14 protein-coding genes are annotated in these 22,960 nt (G+C 40.6%); 3 read left to right on the top strand and 11 right to left on the bottom strand.

Annotation, left to right across the window (positions count from 1 at the left end; all coding sequences use genetic code 11):
• Positions 1-100: 100 nt before the first annotated feature.
• The 7 genes from B4N43_RS17730 to B4N43_RS17700 form a co-directional block, all read right to left on the bottom strand.
• Positions 101-676 carry a non-canonical purine NTP diphosphatase gene (locus tag B4N43_RS17730; protein ID WP_286735796.1) on the bottom strand — a complete coding sequence of 192 codons (576 nt, stop codon included), beginning with the start codon at positions 674-676 and terminating at the stop codon, positions 101-103.
• A 316-nt stretch (positions 677-992) separates the two neighbouring features.
• Positions 993-1,655 carry a hypothetical protein gene (locus B4N43_RS17725; protein WP_286735795.1) on the bottom strand — a complete coding sequence of 221 codons (663 nt, stop codon included), beginning with the start codon at positions 1,653-1,655 and terminating at the stop codon, positions 993-995.
• Between the two features lie 91 nt (positions 1,656-1,746).
• Positions 1,747-2,727 carry a deoxyhypusine synthase family protein gene (locus tag B4N43_RS17720; protein WP_046674101.1) on the bottom strand — a complete coding sequence of 327 codons (981 nt, stop codon included), beginning with the start codon at positions 2,725-2,727 and terminating at the stop codon, positions 1,747-1,749.
• Between the two features lie 141 nt (positions 2,728-2,868).
• Entirely contained in the window at positions 2,869-5,091 is a 2,223-nt protein-coding gene (locus B4N43_RS17715) for an outer membrane beta-barrel protein (RefSeq protein ID WP_286735794.1), read from the bottom strand.
• A 21-nt stretch (positions 5,092-5,112) separates the two neighbouring features.
• Complete coding sequence (locus B4N43_RS17710; RefSeq protein WP_286735793.1) at positions 5,113-6,588, bottom strand: M56/M15 family metallopeptidase; 1,476 nt, start codon at positions 6,586-6,588, stop codon at positions 5,113-5,115.
• Positions 6,581-6,952: a BlaI/MecI/CopY family transcriptional regulator gene (locus tag B4N43_RS17705; protein WP_286735792.1), complete on the bottom strand. Its 372-nt coding sequence runs from the start codon at positions 6,950-6,952 to the stop codon at positions 6,581-6,583. The genes B4N43_RS17710 and B4N43_RS17705 overlap by 8 nt, the downstream gene beginning before the upstream one ends.
• Before the next feature lie 254 nt (positions 6,953-7,206).
• Positions 7,207-8,304: a mandelate racemase/muconate lactonizing enzyme family protein gene (locus B4N43_RS17700; protein ID WP_286735791.1), complete on the bottom strand. Its 1,098-nt coding sequence runs from the start codon at positions 8,302-8,304 to the stop codon at positions 7,207-7,209.
• A gap of 307 nt (positions 8,305-8,611) precedes the next feature.
• Here B4N43_RS17700 and gltB point away from each other — a divergent pair, with 307 nt between their 5' ends.
• Together gltB and B4N43_RS17690 are read left to right on the top strand one after the other, a co-directional pair.
• Positions 8,612-13,126, top strand: coding sequence for a glutamate synthase large subunit (gene gltB / locus B4N43_RS17695; RefSeq protein ID WP_120333508.1), 4,515 nt, complete (start codon positions 8,612-8,614; stop codon positions 13,124-13,126).
• Between the two features lie 15 nt (positions 13,127-13,141).
• Positions 13,142-14,602, top strand: a complete 1,461-nt coding sequence (locus tag B4N43_RS17690; RefSeq protein WP_201666302.1) for a glutamate synthase subunit beta — start codon at positions 13,142-13,144, stop codon at positions 14,600-14,602.
• A gap of 153 nt (positions 14,603-14,755) precedes the next feature.
• On the opposite strand, the gene B4N43_RS17685 is transcribed toward B4N43_RS17690, so the two are convergent.
• Positions 14,756-16,045 carry an esterase-like activity of phytase family protein gene (locus B4N43_RS17685; protein ID WP_286735790.1) on the bottom strand — a complete coding sequence of 430 codons (1,290 nt, stop codon included), beginning with the start codon at positions 16,043-16,045 and terminating at the stop codon, positions 14,756-14,758.
• Positions 16,046-16,385: 340 nt separating this feature from the next.
• Between B4N43_RS17685 and B4N43_RS17680 the strand changes: the two genes are divergently transcribed.
• Entirely contained in the window at positions 16,386-19,427 is a 3,042-nt protein-coding gene (locus B4N43_RS17680) for a VIT domain-containing protein (RefSeq protein ID WP_286735789.1), read from the top strand.
• Between the two features lie 45 nt (positions 19,428-19,472).
• Here B4N43_RS17680 and B4N43_RS17675 read toward each other — a convergent pair whose 3' ends face one another.
• The 3 genes from B4N43_RS17675 to tgt form a co-directional block, all read right to left on the bottom strand.
• Positions 19,473-20,384, bottom strand: a complete 912-nt coding sequence (locus B4N43_RS17675) for a DMT family transporter (RefSeq protein WP_286735788.1) — start codon at positions 20,382-20,384, stop codon at positions 19,473-19,475.
• 97 nt (positions 20,385-20,481) lie between these two features.
• Complete coding sequence (locus B4N43_RS17670) at positions 20,482-21,558, bottom strand: LptF/LptG family permease (RefSeq protein WP_088163445.1); 1,077 nt, start codon at positions 21,556-21,558, stop codon at positions 20,482-20,484.
• A 26-nt stretch (positions 21,559-21,584) separates the two neighbouring features.
• A complete protein-coding gene (gene tgt, locus B4N43_RS17665; protein WP_075991063.1) occupies positions 21,585-22,715 on the bottom strand; it encodes a tRNA guanosine(34) transglycosylase Tgt in 1,131 nt (376 codons plus the stop codon).
• Between the last annotated feature and the right edge of the window lie 245 nt (positions 22,716-22,960).

Raw genomic sequence — 22,960 nt, 5'->3', positions numbered from 1 at the left:
TTTGCGCTTCCTTTTTTTATTCAAGGCTTCAACCAATCAGATTACGATCCCCTCCTGGTAAATTGGAAGCTCCTACTTCTAATCTAACTGAAATATTCACCTATTTTGTTTTTAGGTATTCAGCAAGTTTACCGACAGCAATCGCGCGATGGCTTATGCTGTTTTTTTCTGCAGCTGTCATTTCGGCAAACGTTCTATCATAGCCATTCGGAATAAAAATGGGATCATAACCAAAACCATCAATACCCTTACGCTCTTCAATAATTCTCCCTTCGATACTTCCTTCAAAAAAATGCTGCTGCTCATTCAAATATAAGGAAATAACTGTTTTGAATCTCGCTGTACGATTGGGGTTATCGCCTAAATTTTTCAGGACAAGATCAATATTCTTTTCCATATCCCTCGATCCGGAATAACGTGCTGAATAAACTCCCGGTTCGCCATTTAATGCGTCTATCTCCAATCCCGAATCATCACCAAAGCAATAAAGGCCATATTTATTAACCAAATAATCTGTTTTCTGCTGTGCATTTTCCTCAAATGTTATACCTGTTTCTGGAATATCATCCTGACAGTCAATATCATTTAAGCTCTTAATGATAAAAGCACTACCCACGATCGCTTGGACTTCCTCTAATTTATGGGCATTATTGGTTGCAAATACAAGTTCTAGCATCTTCTTCAAATTTAGTTTTTGTTTGTTCTTTCGCTTTATCGACCGTGCTCCTCACTTTGCAGTGGGCTACGATTTTTCCATGAAGTTACACCTCCAAAAATAAGCATTACGATATATATATTCTGTAATAAAACTTATAATAATTGGCAACTATTAACCCAATAAAAATAATGAAAAAGTTTAATTTAGCAGTTCTTCTACTGCTGACCTTAGTGATGGTGTCGCATGCGGTTCAATTAAATAATAGATGGGGTTTAAGAGCTCACATTCCCTCTTAAATCCCAATTTTATTCATAACAAGTTTCTGATAAAAAAATCAAGAAACAATAAAGGTCTTAAATTCGTTCCAGAACAGCTTCTTTTTATTCACATCGACAAACATCTCTTCAAAACTGAACGTATTAAAAACCGTTGCAATACGGCCTTTCATATAGGAATTATGTTCAATAAATGGAAGTTTCAACGATGCAGGTTCCACACCCAACAATATAATCTTAGTCGGTTGGAAAAACTGCATAATGCGCTTAAAATCATTCGGGTTATGGGAATTTGCCAAATTGAGAACCGCAACGGTCTCTTTGGTCAATTTCAAGGCACCAATTGTTTTTTCAAAAGCGTCCAATGCAGCTGGAGAAAAGTAGGGATATTGCTCGTAGCGTAAAATAAAAAGTACTCCCTGATCTTTATTTCCTTGATATATAAATTCACCACCCAATACCTCCAGATGATTAACAGTATCGCCGTCCCTGCCGGACGCCATAGCTACAGCGGCTTTCTCTGCACCTAAACCCACCGCCACATACGAGGTATCCTTCATTTCCGATGATGCTTGTACAATAGCTGCTTGCGCATGAGCACTATTCTTCTCCTGTAAAGGATGTGTAGACAGATCGGCTTGAAAATCAAAACCATTTCCAAAGATTGTTTCATCCATTAAGGTCTGAAGTGCAACGGGATTATCTGTTGTAAGATTGCTCATCGGGAAAAGAAATATTAGACAGTAAAGATAACGAAGAAAAAGGGAAAAGAAAAAGGAGCGAAGAATCGCTCCTTTCTGTATGTCAAAAAGATTAATGACCTAAGATATACGAGAAGATTAATGGCGCAACGATCGTCGCATCAGATTCTACGATAAATTTAGGTGTATCAATATCTAATTTGCCCCAAGTGATTTTCTCGTTTGGAACAGCACCAGAGTAAGAACCATACGAAGTTGTTGAATCTGAAATTTGACAGAAATAAGCCCAGAAAGGTACTTCTTCCCATTCAAGATCTTGATACATCATCGGAACTACACAGATTGGGAAGTCACCAGAAATACCACCTGCGATTTGGAAAAATCCAACACCTTTACCTGCTGAGTTGTTACGGTACCACTCTGTCAAGTAAATCATGTACTCAATACCAGATTTAACAGTACTCGCTTTCAATTTACCTTTGATCACATTGGAAGCGAAGATATTACCTGTCGTTGAATCTTCCCATCCTGGACATACAATTGGTAAATTTTTCTCAGCAGCAGCAACAATCCAAGAATCTTTTGGGTCGATTTCATAATATTGCTCCAACACACCAGAGTTAACAACTTGATAAAGAAACTCATGTGGTAAGTAACGCTCACCTTTAGCCTCAGCAGCATGCCAAACATCTTCAAGATGTTTCTGTAAACGACGGAAAGCTTCCTCTTCCGGAATACAAGTATCTGTAACACGATTATAGTGATTATCCAATAGCTCTCTTTCTTGCTCAGCTGTCAAATCTCTATAATTCGGGATTCTTTTGTAGTGTGAGTGCGCCACAAGGTTCATCACATCCTCTTCCAAATTAGCACCAGTACAAGAAATAAAGTGTACTTTATCTTGACGGATCATTTCTGCCAAAGAAACACCCAATTCAGCGGTAGACATTGCACCTCCCAAAGAGATCAACATTTTTCCACCATCCAATAGATGTTCCTCGTAACCTTTTGCAGCATCTACTAATGCAGCTGCGTTAAAGTGACGGTAATTATGCTCAATAAATTGAGAAATAGGTCCTTTTTGAGTACTCATGATATTTTCTAACTTTTATAAAATAATAAGTATCGCAAAGGTACTGAATATAATCTATTTTCGTCCCAACAGAGATTCAAAACGCGTATAGACCACATTTTTTTTAACAAATGTAAAAAGAATGGTATTCCTCGTCTGCGATTATAAACGTGACGCTTCTCCTTCGATCGAAGTCTGTTTGATCTTTTGCTTTTTATAAAGGCCAAATGTATAGTTAAAATTTAGTCCAATAATTCTTGAATCGACCACTGTTTTAGAATAAATGTTGAATCCCTGTCCCAAAATCTCTCGTTTCAAAACACGGCTATGAAACAGATCCCGTACCGTCAGCGTAAGACTTAACGCATTCGAAAATTGCTTATTGACCGCCAGATGCATTTCATATAAAGGTTTTATAATCGTCTGGGCATAAAGCACATTAGTCCGGTATGAGTTTGTCCAATTTACTGTCATTTGATAAGGTAAATTTAACTGCATCATAAAATTACTCTGAAAGGACCAAAGTCCCCGATGGATCAGAAGATCATTCAGCTCCGTGGGTATATTTTTATAATGTACATACTGAATCTGACCAAAACCATAGATTGTCAAATTTTTAACAATGTCCTTTCCCATATTCATCGAGATAGCAGCACTCTTAACACCGGCAATATTCTGATAGGTTTGCGTATAATTTTGCGCACTAACCTGATGGACCATGGAGATATAATTCCGATGATTGATCAAAGAAAGCCCTATATTCCATTTTTGACCATGAACATATTTAAGATCCATATTATCTGACAATTGAGGGGAAAGCTGCGCATTACCCTGATAACTTGTGCTTGGATCGAAAAAGAAAATGGAAGGGTTTAGATCTTGATAATTGGGCCGTGATATTCTTCGCCCATACGCGACCTGTACCGCTTGACCTTTATCTTTATCTATTCGATAAATACCAAACAAGGTTGGGAATAGATTGAACATTTGCGTCCTTCCATTCGCATTTCGATCTATGTAGTCAATTTTCGTCTGAAATTGTGCGTATTCAGCACGTACACCTAATTTAATCTCCCATTGTGCAAGTTTTAGTTGAAAATCCGTATAAATCGCTTCCAGGTATTCCGTTTGTTTAAAAGTATTCTCTAGGCTATCATCGTCGGCCAGTACATACTCCTTTTCCCCTTTTTGATAATGTCCATACGATTGACGTTGGGACCGATTCGCCTGAAAGCCTGCTTCCATAGAAAAGGGCCCGCTAAGTTTCCGTTGAAAATCACCCTTGATACCAAAAAGATCAACATAGAACGGGTTATTTGAACGCAAAAATTGCTGCTGCTCTTGCTGTTCGGAAAAAAAAGGTACTGTCCTTGTTTTCAAGTCTTGTTTCCTAATACTGCTGTATCGCAAATAATCAAAATCGAGCTGCAGCGCTTTATCCTTATTTTCCCCAGCAAAATCATAGTGAAGATTTATACTATTTCTATGCAGCGGATTTCTCAGGTTACTAGTTGAAGCAGTGGATTGCTTCAATGTTCCATCGACTGAAAAATCATTTTGATAGACACCTATCTCTTCATAATTATTACGAAGATAATTCCAGTTCAGTTCAACAGACGACTGCTTGTCGATCCGATAATTAATGCCCAAACGACCATTTAATTCCTGTGTGTTATTCGTTTCCTTATTCAGCTGTCCGATCACATAATGAACATTTTCACTATACGCAAGTTCACGCTTACGGTCAACATCAAAATAATTTGAAGAGCGCGCAACGGAAAAACTGGAGTTTAAGGACCATCTCTTCATTCCATACTGCAGGCTCACGCCATTATTATACTTCCAAAGCCTACCCTTTGATGCACCTAAATAAACATTCCCTTTTAGACCTTTCAGTACATCCTTTTTTAAACGAATATCAATTACCCCACCAGCGCCCTCCGCACTCCATTTCGCAGGTGGTATAGTCATGAGATCAATGCTCTCTAAAGAGCTTGCCGGTATAGATTTTAAATAGCCGACCAAGGAAGTTCCGGTTAGATAGGTCTGCTTGCCATTGATGGTAATCAATACGCCCGTTTTTCCCTGTAACGACAAGTTCCCTAATTCGTCTACCTCTATACTCGGAATGGCATTTAAAACAGCGAAAGTATTTCCATTCAATAAAACGGGATTGCTGCCTGGTCGAATACGGACACGATCCAAAAGCTGCTGTTCGAGAGGCCTTGATCCCACTACAAGCACTGTATCTATCCGTTTTGAATCGTATCCATTATTTCGCAGCATCGTACTGTCAGTTAATTGTTGTTTAGTTTTGGGAACTATTTGCGCCAATAACAGACATGGCAATGCCATGGATAACCATAAAAGTATCCTAAACTTCATGATATAAACGAAAATTAGTGCTTAGTATTCGAAACTTTGATCTATAGCGTGGGCTAGTTTATTGACAAAGTCAGGTTTCACATTTTTATCAATGGCATTGATGTTATCCAGCTCAAGAAGAAGTGCCGGTATTTTAGCACCACGTAAAATCGCTAGTTTTGTATTTATCGCCGGAGCACTTGCTGCCAGTCCATTCTGTTGCAACCTTTGTCCCAAACTAAATGCAAATTTGCGGTTAAGCTCTTCTAGCATCGTATGATTAACCCCCGACTGATATAATATTCGAATTGGAAGAGATTGTTTGTCCTTTACATTGTCGAAATGGATCGATAGCAATAAATCCCCTTCAAAGTTCGATCGGTCTCTGAGTAATTTATATTCATCAGCAGCCCTTGACAACACTACTTTGTACCCCTTGCGCTCCAGCTCCTGTTTCAAAAGTAAACAGGTTTCCCAGGTCAATGATTTTTCTTCCAATCCGAAAGATGAAATCCCCCCCCTGTCTTTCCCACCGTGTCCGGGGTCAAGGATGATCGTTTTAGACGGATTCTTTTTCCCATTTAAAGATGCGGAAAACCAAACGCTCTTCGGTGGATTAATAAAAGAGTAAAATAGCAGTAAAAGGCCTAATAAAGGAACGGTCAGCACGTATTGCCATCTTTTCTTTTTAGAGGAAGGTTTTGCCATCATGGCCTGAACCCGTTCAACCAGCTCATGCCTATTGTTAAATAAACTGCTCTGCAATCCAGCAGGACAGGGCTGTTGTGTTAAAGTCAGTAGAAAACGGGCATAGCGGGTGTTACCATATCGATTGGCCAATACCTCGTCAACCTGATATTCATGCACCAAATACAACTGTCTACGCATCCAATAAACAAATGGATTTAGCCAAAAAAGGCAACGAAAAATTTCTATAAACAATTTATCCCGGCGATGTTTAAAAACAATATGCTGGCTCTCATGTTCAAAAATCAATTTTCCATCTGGCGTATCAAGCTGATCTTCTTCCATAACAATTACATGCTGAACTGAACAATTTGCATAATGTCCAAAGGGAGCAACCATCGTAAATCCTTCAAATTTATACTGACTCAGCTGTCCAATACGACGGCCTAAGCGGATATAGCGTAACGCAAATCGGCATAACAAAACAAAAGATACAAGCAGATAACCATAAGCAATGCCATATCCAATCGAAAAGGAATGCCAGAAAGAATCGACCATTTCTGTTTCAGATACGAGATCACCCGAAGCTCCTATCGAACGAGCAACTGTGTTCGATTGTTCAAAAGCGAGCACTGGACTTGTCGGCGAAAGAAATAGTTCGCCCAAACGTACAGTTCCAAATGGCAGAAGCAGACTCAACAAACATAAACCCAGGATAAAATAACGGTTCCATTGAAAAAATGAAAGCTGTCTGAATACCAGAAAATAAAGAACTGCTCCCATTACGAGACTGCAGTTAACTTCAGATAAATAATAAAGTAAGCTATTCATGATCTTCGTGTTTTTTGATGAGTTGTTCTATTTTCTGAATATCCTCTGCCGAAAGCTTCTTTTCTTTTACCATAAAAGACAGTAAGTTCTCAACCGAATCATCAAAATAATGATCGAGCACTCTTGAGAATGATAACTTTCGGTATTGCATCTTCGAAATCAAAGGATAATATTGATAAGTCTTTCCGAAGGCTCTATAACCTACATACTCTTTCTTTTCCAATATTCTTACAATCGAGGAGATTGTATTATAGGGTATGGAACCACTTGGATCCAGATACTCAATAATATCTTTGACAAAGACCTCTTTGAGCTTCCAGATCACCTGCATGACTTCCTCTTCTTTTTTTGTTAATTCTTCCATAATTTGACACGTTGTTTATACTAACATAAAGCTATAACTTATTTTTCAGTTTTACAACTGAAAAATAAGTTATAAAACTGAAAAACAAGTTCACAGAAGATATTCAATCAAAAAAAAGAAATTAAAACCTACTTTTTCAACAACTTAGAGAAAAACAAATAGGCCGCTACCAAAAAGATAACGATAATAATCAGGACAATAATCTCTTGTGTCCCTATTCCCCAGTTCATACTATTCATAATTTTTTTTCCAATTTAAATGATCCATTTCTCGCATTGATCTAAAAAAGTTTGGTCTATATCTGCCCCGATTCCAATTTGGTCTGAGATATGTATTTTGTATCCGTCATATTGAATACCACCGATAACAGGATCCTCCAGATGGCCAACCATACAAGTGTCTAGATCAAAAAACTTGACATTTGGGGCAGCATACGCGAAATGCACCTTAGCAGCCAAAGCTAAGCGAGATTCCAGCATTCCTCCGATCATACAAGTAATGCCGTATTCCGCGGCAATATGATTAATTTTTAAGGCCTCTTGAATACCTCCTGATTTCGAAAATTTAATATTGATATAATCGCAAGCATCAGCTTTGCAGAGACGCTCTGCGTCATGGTGAGAATAAACAGATTCATCCGCCATCACGGGAACAATAGTTTCTGTGCGCAATTGCGGTAAATATTCGTCATCCCAGGTACGCATTGGTTGCTCACAAAATTGTATCTTAAAAGGTTCTAGCCCCTGCAAAGCTTCTATTGCCCCCGCATAAGACCAGCCTTGATTTGCATCCACGCGAATAGGCATTTCGAATCCAACAGCCTTACGTATTTCACGAATGCGTGCAATATCCGTTTTTGGCTCCTTCCCCAGTTTAACTTTCAACATGACCGCACCTTCGTCCTGTAAACGCTTTGCCTTCAGCGCCATCTCTTCCGGAGACGCAATTCCTAAAGTGATATCTGTCGTAATTTCTCGTTTCGTTCCCTTTAGAAACTGATAAAGCGGCAGACCAGCATGTTTGGCGGCCAAATCATACAAGGCCATATCAAAAGCCGATTTGATCGTTTTGTTACCGGCAATATACAAATCCAATTCCGCCAAACGCTCTTCTATGGCCAAAGGATCGCGCCCCTTCCAGATCTTTGCAAAATCTCTAGCCAGAACTAAGCAAGTATCTTGTGTTTCTCCAACGATCATCGGAAAGGCAGAACATTCGCCCACACCATATATATTGGCATCGGTATATATACGTATAAAAGTATTTTGCGCATAGTCCATTGTCCCTGTCGCAATGACAAAAGGTTCCATAGGAATGCTTAGTCGATAAATTTCAATTTCAGTTATTTTCATCTCATTCTCTTTAGTTAAGCCATGTCGATACAGCATAAAAGGATATGCAATACTTTGCCTAATTTATATATATTCTCGCAATCTTGGGATGCTTTTTCTATATCCTACAAAAAAATATTGCCAAATGATGCATTATTCAGCTACGCATCAAACTGTATTAATAGCAACGAACATTAAATACAATATCAGCAACAAAACACATTAAAAGAAATGATAAAATCAAATTAAACACATTTTCATTAGAATATTTACAATATTTACGTTTTTTATTCCTATATTAGCAATGTATAATATTTGAAAAGGAAAGATGATTCAACAAAGACCGAAAACGGAGGGCCTCTACGACCCTAATTTTGAGCATGACGCCTGTGGGGTAGGCTTTGTCGCCCATATCAAAGGGAATAAATCACACGCACAAGTAAAAGATGCATTAACCATGCTGGAAAATATGGAGCACCGCGGTGCTTGTGGCTGTGACCCAGAAAGCGGTGACGGAGCAGGTATCATGATCCAGCTTCCCCATGAATTTTTATGGGAAGAATGTATCAACTTGGGTATACAATTGGAAGAGCCAGGTTATTATGGCACAGGTATGGTCTTTCTTCCTAAAGAAGAAGACATGAACAAAATATGTCGGGATTTGATTGAGGAAGCGGCAGCAGAAAGGGGTATGAAATTCCTTGGCTACCGTCCAGTACCAGTCAATCGTGAAGGTATTGGACCAACAGCGCTCAGTGCAGAACCTGAAATTGTCCAATTTTTTGTCAGCAGACCGGACGGCGTTTCAAACACTGAAGAATTTGAACGCAAACTTTTTGTACTACGTCGCCTGATCATTCAAAAAGTTAAACAACAACAAGAATATCCTCTCCCTCTTTACTTTGCATCGCTTTCTTGCAAAACAATTATTTACAAAGGTCAATTAACAACATACCAGGTCGGAACTTATTATCTTGACTTACGCGATCCTCGTGTGGTATCTGCTTTTGGCTTAGTTCACTCGCGCTTTTCCACCAATACCTTCCCTTCATGGTCGCTCGCTCAGCCATTCCGTATGCTGGCACACAATGGCGAGATCAATACGTTGACAGGTAACCTGAATTGGTTTTATGCAGGTATGCGCGCTTTATCATCACCCTATTTTACGGAAGAAGAGATGGAAATCTTACTTCCAATCGTTGACCGTGGTCAGTCCGATTCGGCCTGCCTCGACAATGTAGCGGAACTTCTTTTACACAGCGGTCGTAGCCTCACCCATGTCATGTTGATGTTGGTCCCTGAAGCTTGGGATGGCAATACACAAATGGACCCTTTAAAACGTGCTTTCTACGAATACCATGCGACGTTGATGGAGCCTTGGGATGGTCCTGCAGCCCTCTGCTTCACCGATGGTAAGCATATTGGCGCTACACTAGACCGCAACGGTTTACGTCCACTACGTTATGCCGTAACCTCAGACGACCGCGTCGTTGTTGCTTCTGAAGCGGGAGCACTTCCGATCGAGGAGTCTACCATCATCAAAAAAGGCCGTCAACAAGCAGGCAAGATTTTTCTTGTCGACATGGAACAGGGCCGTATCCTCACCGATAACGAAGTAAAAGATCAGCTGATCAACCAGCAGCCCTACAGCGATTGGTTGGACAATTACAAAATCAAACTGGAAGAACTGGAAGAGCCTCGTGTAACCTACACCTATCTTTCCAAAGATTCCGTTTTCAAATATCAAAAGACATTTGGTTTCTCCCGCGAGGATCTAGAAACCATCCTGACCCCAATGGCATTGACAGGGTACGAACCGACAGGCTCAATGGGGTCCGATGTTCCGCTGGCCATCCTTTCCGATCAACCACAGCATATTTCAAGTTATTTTAAGCAATTTTTTGCCCAAGTAACCAACCCGCCAATCGATCCGATTCGCGAACGCTTGGTCATGAGTTTAGCAACATTCATCGGTAATGCAGGCAATATCCTGATCGAAGACAAGAAATTCTGTCACTGTGTGACTTTGCCGCATCCGATCCTGACCTCCAAAGAACTGGAGAAATTGCGTTCGATCGATACAGGATTGTTCCAAGCAAAAACCATTCAGTCTTATTTCCGCTCAGATGGTAAACCTGGATCATTGGAAGCAGGTCTGGAACGCTTGTGTCGCTATGCGGATGATGCCGTACGTGATGGTTTTGAAGTCTTAATTCTGTCAGATCGTGCGATCGATTCCAAACATGCAGCAATACCATCGTTACTTGCTGTTTCAGCAGTCCATCACCACTTGATCAAAACAGGTAACCGTGGCGCTGTAGGTCTCGTGGTCGAAGCCGGTGATGCTTGGGAAGTCCACCACTTTGCCTGCCTATTAGCTTTCGGTGCCACTGCGATCAACCCGTATATGGCATTGGCGAGCATCCGTACGATGAAGGAACAAAATACCTTAGATACAGAGCTCACTTGGCCAGAATTATCCAAAAACTACGTCAAGGCCGTCAATAATGGTTTGTTGAAAATTTTCTCCAAAATGGGGATCTCCACATTGCAATCCTACCACGGAGCGCAGATTTTCGAGGTACTCGGCATCGACAAATCTGTCGTTGATAAATTTTTCTGCGGAGCAGTCTCACGTATCGGTGGCATGACATTAGATGATCTTGCCAAAGAAGCCCTCTCAAAACACTGGCGTGGATTTGAAAAAAGCCGTACACCGCAAAATCTATTGCCAGAAGGCGGTATTTACCAATGGAAACGCCGCGGTGAAGGCCACCTTTGGAATCCCGACACGATTCACCTATTGCAACAGGCCTGTCGCACAGGAGACTACGCAACCTATAAAAAATATGCACAGAAAATCAACGAGCAGAAGGAACATATGTTTACCCTTCGTGGATTGTTGGACTTTGCAAAACATCGCAATTCTATTCCGTTGGAGCAAGTAGAACCTGCTAGTGAAATTCTAAAACGTTTCGCAACCGGAGCGATGTCTTTTGGATCAATTTCCCACGAAGCGCATAGTACCCTTGCCATCGCCATGAACCGCATCGGTGCAAAATCGAACACTGGTGAAGGTGGAGAAGATGAATTGCGTTATCAACCGCTTCCAAATGGAGATTCTATGCGCTCGGCAATTAAACAGGTTGCCTCGGCTCGTTTTGGTGTCACGTCCAATTATCTGACACAAGCGGACGAACTACAGATCAAAATGGCCCAAGGTGCCAAACCGGGAGAAGGAGGTCAATTACCGGGCCCCAAAGTGGATGCCTGGATTGCAAAAACCAGACACTCTACACCGGGTGTCGGTCTGATTTCACCACCACCGCACCACGATATTTACTCCATCGAAGATTTAGCCCAGCTGATCTTTGACCTAAAGAATGCTAACCGTCAAGCAAGAATCAACGTAAAATTGGTCTCTAAAGCAGGTGTTGGTACCATTGCTGCAGGAGTTGCGAAGGCCCATGCCGACGTCATTCTTATTGCAGGTTTTGATGGTGGTACAGGTGCATCTCCAATCAGTTCAATCAAACATGCTGGACTACCTTGGGAATTAGGCCTTGCAGAAGCGCATCAGACACTTGTTAAAAACAAATTGCGCAGTCGTGTCGTGTTACAAGCGGACGGCCAAGTAAAAACAGGTCGCGACATCATCATCGCTACACTATTGGGCGCTGAGGAATGGGGCGTATCTACAGCAGCATTGGTTGCCGGCGGCTGTATCATGATGCGTAAATGCCACCTGAATACATGTCCTGTAGGTGTTGCAACCCAAGATCCGGAACTGCGTAAATTATTCTCTGGAAAACCAGAAGATATTGTCAACTTATTTACCTTCCTCGCGGAGGAAGTCCGGGAAACTATGGCTTATCTAGGCTTCCGTACCATCAACGAAATGGTGGGAAGAGCTCAATTCTTGAAAAAACGCGAGAATATAAACCATTGGAAAGCTAAGAAAATTGATTTCACAGACATTCTACATGTAGAACGCAACGAGCCTGGACAATCGTTATACAATACCGAAGAGCAGGATCACGGCATGGCTATGATTTTGGATTGGGGCCTTCTAAAACAGTCAAAATTGGCTTTAGACAGCAAAACTCCTGTATTTGGCACATTCAAGGTCAAAAATACAGACCGTACCATCGGAACAATGTTATCCAATGAAATTTCAAAACTCTATGGTTCAGAAGGTCTACCTGACAATACCATCAATTTCAAATTTGAAGGTTCGGCCGGACAAAGTTTCGGTGCATTTTCAACAAAGGGTCTTTCATTTGAATTACAAGGTGAAGCCAATGATTATGTTGGAAAAGGACTATCAGGAGCGCAGTTAGCAATCTATCCAGTTGCAGAAAGTGCTCTTGTACCGGAAGATAATATCATTATCGGCAACGTTGCACTATTTGGAGCAACATCCGGACATCTATTCGTCAACGGACAGGCCGGTGAACGTTTTGCAGTACGTAACTCAGGCGCAACAGCTGTAGTTGAAGGTGTTGGTGACCATGGCTGTGAGTACATGACTGGGGGCCGTGCGCTGATCTTAGGGGCAACGGGTCGTAACTTTGCTGCCGGAATGAGCGGTGGTATCGCATGGATCTACGACATTAACGAGGATTTCCGCGAAAACTGCAATCAGGAAATGGTCGATCTGGACCCATTGGAAAGTGAAGACGAAACCGCAATTATCGCCTTACTGAAACGTCATATCTTACTCACCAATAGCCGTAGAGCAGATTTCATTCTACAAAATTGGTCAAGAGAAAAAAATAAATTCATTAAGGTATTCCCTAGAGAATACAAAAATGTCATTCGTCAAAAATTAGTTGAAGCATAATATAGGAAGCACATCATGGGAAAAATTACAGGTTTTAAAGAATTTGAGCGCGTGCTTCCGACAAAAGAAGCTGTGGAAGGTCGCGTACAGCACTTTAAGGAATTCAATAAAGGGTATTCGGAGAACGAGCTCAATAAGCAGGCCGCGCGCTGCATGGACTGCGGCATTCCATTTTGTCATTCAGGTTGTCCACTGGGCAATGTCATCCCTGAGTTTAACGATGCCGTATACGATGGAAAATGGGAAGAGGCTTATCAAATTTTGTCCTCCACCAATAACTTCCCTGAATTTACAGGTAGAATATGTCCGGCACCATGCGAATCAGCCTGTGTACTTGGCATACATAGTACTCCGATCACTATTGAGGAGATCGAAAAACATATTATTGAGATTGCTTTTAAAAAGGGTTATGTCAAAGCACATAAAAGCTATTTAAAAACAGGCAAACGCGTCGCTGTCGTGGGCTCTGGTCCAGCAGGACTAGCGGCTGCCGCTCAGCTCAATAAGGCTGGGCACGATGTTATCGTCTTCGAACGTGATGACCAGGTTGGAGGTTTACTCCGCTACGGTATTCCGGATTTTAAATTAGAAAAATCGGTGATCGATCGCCGTGTCAATCTCATGAAAGAATCGGGAATAGAATTCAAGGTTAACACAGAAGTTGGCAAAGATATCAGCTTTTATGAATTAAAAGCTTATGATGCAGTTATATTAGCCACTGGCTCAACCGTTCCTTGGCACATGCAATTACCGGGACATGAAGCTAAAGGCATACATTTTGCCATGGACTTTTTGACCCAACAGAATAAAGAAGTAAGTGGAATTGCTGTCGAACAAGACCGCATCTTGGCAACAGACAAACATGTTGTTGTCATCGGTGACGGCGATACCGGATCGGACTGTATTGGTACATCCAATCGTCATCGTGCAAAAAGTATTACACAGATTGCCCGCAAACCTACACCATCTAAACATCGCCTAAAAAACAATCCTTGGCCGATGGACAAGCTCACATTCGGAACCTCCTCTTCCCAAGAAGAAGGTTGTGAAAGACTTTGGGCTACAGAAACGCAAGAGTTTGTTAAAGATGAAGATGGCCATATCAAAGCTATAAAAATCAAAGAAGTTCAATACGAAGTTGATGAATTTGGAAAAAGAACCCGCTTAGGAGAATCCGAGATCCGTGAAATACCGGCAGACCTCGTATTATTGGCTATTGGTTATCAACATACTGAACATACGCTCTTAGAACAGTTAGGTGTTCGTGTAGATGAAAAAGGAAATATCCTTGCAAATGACAAAGACTACCAAACGACTATTGATAATATCTTCACTGCCGGAGACTGCCGTAAAGGCCAATCGCTTGTTGTTTGGGCCATCTCCGAAGGACGCGAATGTGCGAGAAAAGTCGATGAATACTTAATGGGGTATTCAGAGCTTGAAAGCAAAGACTTCTTGGCGACAATAAATGCATAAAAGTAGGCCGCGCTCAACAGGGAGGTCATACTAGTGATACGCCAAGCCACCGTTTAATCTTTAACAATAAGGAGAAAAGCTTGGACCGTATAAAATCATAAAAAAGGTCCGTTGAGAATTCAACGGACCTTTTTTATGATCAGTAATTAGTGCCTATTTCAATGGGTCCTTAAGCTTAACAAAATAAATACTGTTTTTGTCTACAGTCTTTATGTAAGGCAATATTTTCGACTCATAGAAGCCTTTTCCAGTCACCCCAAAATCATCATCATTACATACCGCGATCATGAAAGGATTAATGACAGCCAAGCCCTCTGCTTTATCATGCGGATACAATTCCTTGATGTCAGTCATTAAATCAGCAACCAATGTCTTATTGACTGGTTTAATATTATACTTTGCCAATGTAGCTGCGTCTTTGAGTTCCTCGACAGTTTTACCGTCAAATAATTTCCCAGTTGCGGTATTATTCGCATCCGAGATATCTGTTGCGCCAGAAAGATCTATTTTATAAATTTTCTTAAATACAGTAGAGCGAGTTGCTTCTGTCGCATATTCCCCATCACGTTCCAAGACAATAAATGTTGAATTGCTCACGGCAGCAATTTCACTTACAGCCTGCAAATCGGTACGCTCCATCATATAGACATATTGTTTCGTGGCGCCGCTCGCAATATCCAGCGTAACAATACGGATTGCCAACGAATTTTTAATCGCATCTTTAGATGGATTATACAGTGGAAATTGCATGATTCCGACCAGTGTTTTACCGTCTGGTGTAAGCGTCAATCCCTCCATTCCGCGATTAGGACGACGTTTGGCAAATACCAAAGGCAACTTTTTACCCGTAGACCAAGGGTTAATCCGTTCGATTTCTTTCCCCGAAGCGTCAAAATGAACGATATGTGGTCCGTATTCGTCACTGACCCACCAAGAACCATCCGCCGCTCTCGCTAGCCCCTCTGAATCGATTCCATCCTCACTTTTCCCTAGATCTTTACCATCAACCCCCAATGCTTTTTCTCCAGAACCACCCTTCCCTTCAGGATTTGGCAGACCATTCAATTTCACACCAGCTTTATTTTTCAATTCGATAACAGATTCCAATGTTAGCGTATTTTCCTTTAATCTGAATTTACCAATCTGTGGTGCAAATGCCGGAGTAGCAAATACTTTACTATCGCTTTCTGTCCCATCAATATTTGGTCCCCTATCAGTTAAAAGATAAAATATAGATTTATCAGTAGGATCTTGGACCATCGAAGACCCATAGCCTCCATTATACACTTTTACACCATTAATATCACTTAATACTTTTGGGTCTGTTGCTATTGCCTTTTGCGGATAGGTCAGTTCTGTCGGGTCAGTAATCTGCGACACATCATCTTTACTACATGAAGCACACAATAGGGCCATCCCCAGTACACTGTATATTTTTTTCATCTGTACAAATTTTTCAAATAATGTTTACTACTATTCAGGTTCATTCCAATAGCCAAATTCTATTCCTGTTGCCTTGCATATCTGATAAATCAGTAGGGTTAGTCTAAACAATCTATACTTGGCTGGCTGTCCGAATACTGATGCAAACATAATTGCCAGATATTAGCCAATCATTAACATAAGTTTAAATAAACTGCATCTATCGTAAAAAACACCCTATAAAAATTAAATACCCTCGGTTATGGAATTTTGAATTTTCCTGCATCACTAGAAAAATAACAACTAATTGTGCCGCGAACCATCGATGTATTCACGGACCTCACCTACTAAACATAGAAAGATGAAAAAGATTATAGTTGCCCTTTTCATAATTTTGGTATTTTCCAATGTGGATACGAAATCTCAGATCAAAACTACACGCGAAATACCCAGCTTAAGAATTAAAAATGACGATGGCCAGCAAAACAAGGTGATGTTGGCAGACCTAAAAGTAGATGTAGTCATCTTCGGAAATATAGCCAAAACGACGATGACAATGGTCTTCGACAATAAGACCAATCGCGATCTCGAGGGCGAACTGACATTTCCTATGCCGGAGGGCGTCTCCGTGAGCGGCTACGCCTTAGATATCAACGGCAAATTACGCCAGGCAGTTCCAGTCGATAAAAATAAAGGTACCGAAGTATTTGAAAGTATAGAAACACGCCGGGTCGATCCGGGTCTATTGGAAAAAGTCGAAGGAAATAATTTCCGAACTCGGATTTACCCATTACCAGCGAATGGGAAGCGCACCGTTCAGATCAGCTATTCGGAAAATTTGACAACAGCATCCGATCAGGCTCGTTACTACCATCTACCCTTAAACTATACATCCCCCATTGAAAACTTCACCTTGGATATCCATGTCTTTCAAGACACACATAAGCCAAATTTCACAGAGAAACCAGATGGTTCGTTGGCATTCTCACAACATAACAGCAATTACACAGCTTCTTTACATAAACAACAGTTTAAATCCCAGCGAAATTTAGTCATTCAACTGCCGACAGACAACAAGAAAACATCAGGTCTATTTCAGGCAAATAATGACAATACCTTTTATTTTCTTGCCAATGCAAGCGTCAACTCCATAAAACCTGCTCAAAAGAAATGGGGGCACAGCATTGGAATTATATGGGACCGTTCGCTCAGCAGTAAAAATAGAGATATAGAAAAGGAACTCGCGCTATTAGATCTCTTTTTTAAAGAAAACCCCAATATGACTGTTGATCTGGGCTTATTGGACATTCGCTTTGTAAAAGGGCATACGTTTCAGGTAAGTCAAGGTAATTGGAATGATCTCAAAAACTACATCAAAGGAATTAATTACGATGGCGGTACAGATTATAGCCAAATAAAGGCCGGTGTAATAAAGGCCAGCAATTACCTGCTGTTTAGCGACGGCCTTTCTACATTTGGTCAAAGTAAAATGAGCCTTGACAATCCAGTCTATTGCATTACTTCATCCAGTGGGTCGGACTATGGTGTCCTAAAACAAATTGCCCAAAAACATATTGGAAAGATGATCAATTTAGTCAATACCTCAATAACTGAAGCTTATCATAATCTAAATACGATAAACCTTATCTATCTGGGGATAAAAGAAAAAAATGATTTTGAGGAAGTTTATCCTCAAAAAGGTACCCCAATACAAGCCAATTTTTCTATCGCAGGCTTAGGGAAACACTCAGGAATGAAGCAGCTCACAGTACTTGTAGGAGATGGGCAACAAGCACCACAAGAGATTAGTATAGCGCTGCAACCTGACCATGGAGAAATTGACCTACAACAGATCTGGGCACAAAAGAAAATTGAAGCGCTGGATATTCAATACGAAGACAATCGTGAAGAAATTGAAACCCTTGGTAAACAGTTCGGTATTGTTACCCGAAATACCAGCTTAATTGTACTGGAAACTGTAGAAGATTACATACGTTATGCAATAACTCCACCTGCCGAATTGCTTTCCGAATTTAATCGGCTCATAAAAGAAGAACGTATCGCAAAGGAAGAACGTGTAGCAGACTTGTTGGATCAGGCTCAAGACATTACCAAACAGCTTCAGTCCTGGTGGAATACCGATTTTCAGCAAAAAAAGAAATATCCAAAGCGTAAAAGATTAGTTCGCATTCCAGAACCTGCTGTTGCTGAAGAGATGGCTACCGGTGTTGCTCCTGTTACCCCCATTCCGTCGCGTCCCTCAGCTAGTCCTGCAGCTCCCACGCTAGCCTTAGAATCGCGTTCATCTGACGGAACCTCAGCGAAAAGCATCTCGGCAACTGGCAATTCAAGCACTGCCCATACAGCAACCAGCGAACTGGCGAAGGCGGCCGCATCTGAGGACGTTCTTCAGGAATTCGCTGTTGTTCAATCCTTAGAAGGACGTGTAGCTGGCCTACAAACGCCAAGCGGCATTAACAACATACGTGGAAAAATCAGCATCCCCGAAATTAAAGAAGACCAAGCCTATTTACAGGACCTTATTCAATCCAAAGATCCTTACAAAAGCTATCTCCAACTTCGGGATCAGTATATGGGAACGCCAACTTTTTATTTTGATGTCGCAAACTTCTTTTTCAAAAGAGGGGATCGAGACAAAGCGTTACTCATTTTAAGTGCACTCGCAGACTTACAAATTGAAAATGCAGATCTCTATAAAACCATCTCTTATAAGTTACGGGAATGGGGCGATTACGATAATGCACTATTCATTACAGCTAAGGTATTAAAATGGCGTCCAATGGATCCACAAAGCCACCGCGATTATGCCCTTGTCTTACAAGACAAAGGTATGTTCAAGGAAGCACTAGAACAATTATATGGGATTTTGACCCAGAGCTACTCCCCGGAAGCCGCCGACCGCGATGACGGTATTGAAGAAACATTGGTTATGGAAATCAATAATCTCATTAAAGCAAACAAAGCTGCAAGCTCCACAGTTACCGTGAACAAAAAATTGATTGCGGATCTGCCCGTTGACATTCGTGTTGTCATCAATTGGAATTCACAAAACACCGATATAGACCTTTGGGTAACTGATCCAAATCAAGAAAAATGCTTTTATAGTAATCCAGCCACAGCGATTGGGGGTCGACTCAGCAATGACTTTACTGGCGGCTATGGCCCTGAACAATTTCTATTGAAAAAAGCACTAAAAGGAAAATATAAAATTGAAGTTGATTTCTTTAACGATGGTTCCCTGACGCTAGCAGGTCCAGCGGCTGTCATGGCTGAAATTTATACCTACTATAGCAGTGGAAAGCAAGAACGAAAAATCGTTACGATCTACCTTGACCGCAATAAGGAGCGCAATATTGGGATTGGCGAATTTTCATTCCAGTAGATTACCAGAGACAGTGAAGTCAATAAATTGACTTCACTGTCTCAATTAATGCAATTTACGAATAACCAGATCCTTTTGTCTATTCTCTAATTTGGTTTTTACATAAGGGTAAGTAAATACTGCTCCTAAAACGATACAGGCTCCAAGATAAAACCCGCCGCTCATGGTCTCCTTTTGCCCAAATATCAACATCGCTAACAGAATACCATAAACAGGCTCCAGATTGGTTGTCAGCGCAACAGTAAAAGCAGATAATTCCTTCATAACAGCAACGCCCATAACATAAGCCACCGCCGTACAAACCACACCTAACAACAGCAGATAAATTAAATCTTGCTGCCCCAGTCTCATTTCAGCATTGAAATCTCCTGTAAACAACATCAATATGCTGATCCAGAAGCATGCCCCCATCATCTCATAGAACGTAATCAGGGTTGGGCTCGATTTTTTAACCATACGCGCATTAGCGATAGAAAATATACTCGCGCAAAACGCACAACCAAGCCCCGCCAATAGACCAACGAGGTAATGTGTTTCAAAAGAAAAGATCGTATAAATACCGATGATAATTACCAAACCAACTACAATATCCAACAGTGCAATGCGCTTTTTATTCACAATAGGCTCCAATATTGCCGTAAATAAAGTCACCGACGATAGCGTAACCAATGTCACCGATACGGTAGATACTTTGATCGAATAAAAAAATAATACCCAATGCAGTCCAACAACGGCCCCCACCATAAAAAATTGGAGAAACTGTTTCCGCGAAACTACAATCGATTGTTTGGTTACCAAGAAATAGATCAACAGCGCGATAGACGCTATTGAAACACGATACCACACCAAATGAAGGGCAGATACGGAAATCAGACTACCCAAAATTCCGGTAAATCCCCAAATAAGTATTGTTAAATGCAGAATTAGAATATTCCGATTTAATTGAATTTTAGTCATATTCTCTAGAATACATTTGTATAGAAATGATGAGCAATACCTATTATTTCCCTTTATAAGGCAGGCTCACTGAAGTTATTGAAAACTGAACAAAAATTTATTTTGGCGCTTTTATCGCCAGGTATAGTGCTACCAAAAAGAAGGTAACATTCGGAATTAATACGGCTATCAACGGTGGCAGTCCCCCTTTCAAAGAAAACATAGTTGCAAACTGTATAAAGACGATATACGTAAAACTTAACGCGATACCAATACCAAGGCTCAATCCTATCCCCCCACGCACTTTCTTGGAGGACAGTGCCACACCCATCAAGGTCAGTACAAAAGCTGAAAATGGATACACATAACGCTTGTATTTCTCAAGTAATAAGTCGTTCATAACTCCGGTTCCCCGGATCTCCTCCTTATGGATACGAATATTTAATTCGCGTGTATCCATGGCGGTAAACATGTTATCACGTACCTCAAAATCCGAAGGTTTCATATCCAAAGTCGTGTCTTTAACGGCTCCTTTGTCCATGCGTTCATGCAGTCCATTGATAATACGATTGGTATATCCTTCGATCTTCCATTTTGTTGCCACCGAGTCCCAAGTAATACGGTCAGCCATCATTTTTTCCTTGAGGGTATCCCCTTTGAAAATTTCAAGTACAAAGCCGTATCCTGTTTTGGTTGTATTATCAAAATTGTCTATATAAACATAGCTATTTTTGTCCAATTGCATGTGAGTAGAAACCCTCGAGTTATCCTTGGGTGGCTTTACGTAGATATTTTCAAAATCAACCTTCATTTTATTCGTATTCGGAATAATAAAAATGTTGAATACCAAAGAAATGGCAAATATCAGGGTTGCAGCGATCATGTAAGGACGAAGCAAACGGTTAAAGCTATACCCGGCACTTAGAATTGGGACAATTTCAGTTTGGTCCGCCATCTTGGAGGTAAAGAAAATAACCGCAATAAAGTTGATCAGCGGACAAAGAAAATTTAAGTAAAAGGGAATAAACCCCGCATAATACTCAAAAATAATCTTATCGAGGGGTGCATGATATTTTAAAAAATCATCCAATCGTTCGGACACGTCAAAAACCACCATGACAACAGTAAATATCGCCATAGTGAATAAAAAAGTACTTAGATACTTTTTGATAATGTAACGATCGATTAACGACAGCATTTTTTTACTTGAGCTATTTAGTTCTACAAACGTTGATCCAATATTTTCACCATTTTGTTTTTCCAATCGTAGAAAGTTCCATCAATGATTCGCTCCCTAGCCTGATTAACCAACCAAAGGTAAAAATGTAAATTATGTAAAGAAGCAATTTGTGCCCCAAGAATTTCTTGTGATTTAATCAAATGCCTTAGATAGGCTTTCGAATAAAATTGATCTGCATGCAGATCACTCTCCGCTTCTATTGGTGAAAAATCATCTTTCCACTTTTCATTTTTGATATTGATAATACCATTTTGTGTGAAAAGCATACCATTTCTAGCATTACGGGTTGGCATAACGCAATCGAACATATCCACCCCTAAGGCAATATTTTCAAGAATATTTACCGGTGTTCCTACGCCCATAAGATAACGTGGTTTGTCATGCGGTAAGATATCACAGACAACTTCGGTCATAGCATACATTTCTTCCGCAGGTTCGCCTACCGATAATCCACCGATCGCATTTCCTTCACGGTTAAACGAAGCAATAGTCTCTGCGGATTTAATTCTTAAATCTTTGTAAACAGATCCTTGAACAATTGGAAACAAAGTCTGATCATACCCATAAAGCGGATCAGTGCTATCAAAACGATCCACACAGCGTTTCAGCCAACGATGGGTCATATCCAAAGAACGACGTGCATACCCATAATCACATGGATAAGGCGTACACTCATCAAATGCCATAATGATGTCTGCACCGATAATACGCTGCGTATCCATTACATTTTCTGGTGTAAATAGATGTTTTGATCCATCGATATGGGAACGAAAGGTAACCCCTTCTTCTTTGATCTTACGTACTTCGGTCAACGAATACACTTGATAACCACCAGAATCTGTTAAAATAGGTCGATCCCAACCATTGAATTTATGCAATCCGCCGGCTTTATTCAACACATTCAGCCCCGGACGTAAATAGAGGTGGTACGTATTACCCAGAATAATCTGCGCTTCAATATCGTTCTTCAATTCATGTTGATGAATTGCTTTCACTGTACCTGCCGTACCAACAGGCATAAAAATAGGCGTTTGAATGGGACCGTGTGCAGTTTCGACAACACCTGCACGTGCTTTTGACAACTTATCTTGTGCTTGTAGCGTAAATTTCATTAATATTTTTCCTCTGAGACTATTTCTATTTTAAAGAATGATTTGCCATGGAAATGGCGATATCGGCATTTGGAGTAAAAAATTAAAAACTCATTTTCAACTAGTTGCAACTTAAAAAGTCATTATAGCTTTCCTAATTTCCACCCAAGCTCGGATTCATCCCTAGAATACGTTGCAAAAATACTATAAAAAGATTTGCAAACAGGATGTTTCAAAAATAAATTATCATTTTTCCCCTATAAAAA

The organism is Sphingobacterium sp. UBA1897 (genome assembly GCF_002337775.1).
Taxonomy (GTDB): domain Bacteria; phylum Bacteroidota; class Bacteroidia; order Sphingobacteriales; family Sphingobacteriaceae; genus Sphingobacterium; species Sphingobacterium siyangense.
Note: the sequence above shows the minus strand (reverse complement) of the source record. Positions and strands in the feature narration are given on the sequence as shown.